General features: G+C 66.9%; 1 pseudogene. It reads right to left on the bottom strand.

Annotation, left to right across the window (positions count from 1 at the left end):
- A pseudogene (locus tag H7I57_RS26350) lies at positions 1–1,369 on the bottom strand (AMP-binding protein); the annotation flags it as partial.

The raw sequence follows: 1,369 nt of genomic DNA, 5'->3' as shown, positions 1-1,369 counted from the left end.
ACCTTTGGGGGTGCCGGTGGTGCCGGAGGTGTAGATCAGGTAGGCGATGTCGTCGGGAGCCGGTGCCGGCAGGCCCTCGACGGGTTGGCTGTCGATGGTCGGGTCTGCGAGGTCGATGACCGCGGTGTCGTATCCGTCCAGGCGGGAGCGNAATGCCTGGGTGGTGATGGCTGCGGTCGGTGTGGCGTCGGTGAGCATGAACGCGATCCGCGCGTCGGGTAGTGCGGGGTCGATCGCCAGGTAGGCCGCGCCGGTNCCTGGGTGGTGATGGCTGCGGTCGGTGTGGCGTCGGTGAGCATGAACGCGATCCGCGCGTCGGGTAGTGCGGGGTCGATCGCCAGGTAGGCCGCGCCGGTTTTGAGTACCGCGAGCATCGCCACCACCGCGTCGGTGCAGCGTTGCATCAGCAGCGCCACACACTGACCCGACTTCGCGCCGTGGTCGCGCAGTTGGTGCGCCAGCCGATTCGACGCCTCGTCGAACTCGCGGTAGGTCAGCGACCGTCCCTCGAAGCTCACCGCCACCGCCTCCGGGGCGCGTGCGACCTGCTCGGCGAACAACTCCGGAACCGACACCGCAGGTGCGGATGCGGCGAGGGACGCACGGTTGCCCATCATGTCGAGGTCTGCGTGCTCGCGAGGATCGAGGACATCGAACGTCGCCAGGCGCGCTGTCGGGTCCGCCGTCATGGCCTTCATGACGCGCTGCAATCGTTCGATCAGCGTGGTGATGCTTCCGCTGTCGAAGACGTCGGTGTCGAATTCGACGCGCAGGCCAAGTTCGGTGCCGGGCATGGCTTGCAGTGTCAGGGGGTAGTGGTTGGTCTCGCGCGCGCTGATGTCGGTGATCGTCAACTCGTCGGTGCCGGCCATCGCGGCGCTGTCGAGGGGGTAGTTCTCGAAGACGAAAAGGGTGTCGAACAGTTGGTCATGGCCGGTGATGCGGTGGATTTCGGTCAGTGCCAGGTGCTGGAGTTGCGCGATCAGGTCGGTGGTGGTGCTGGTCGGTGTGATGTGGGCGCGGACGGGCACGGTGTTGATGAGAAGGCCGACAATGGATTCCGCGCCGGGAATCTCGCTGGATCGGCCTGAGACGGCGGTGCCGAAGATGACGTCGTGGTGGCCGGTCAGCGACATCAGTGTCTGCGCCCAGGCGGCCTGCAGCACGGTATTGAGGGTGGAGTGGTGCGCGCGCGCCAGGTCACTGAGCTGCCGGGTAGCGTGCTCGGACAGCCGGTACGTCTGGCTACCTCGTTGTCCCAGCGCATGCCTGTTCGGCGGAGCGACCAGGGTGGGGGTGTCGAAGCCGGCGAGCACGTCGCGCCAAGCCTGTTGTGCGGCTTCGAGGTCACGATCGGCCGACCACTCGA

The organism is Mycolicibacterium pyrenivorans (genome assembly GCF_025821625.1).
Lineage (GTDB): Bacteria > Actinomycetota > Actinomycetes > Mycobacteriales > Mycobacteriaceae > Mycobacterium > Mycobacterium pyrenivorans.
The sequence above is the reverse complement of the archived record's forward strand: the minus strand, read 5'-3'. Positions and strand labels throughout refer to the sequence as shown.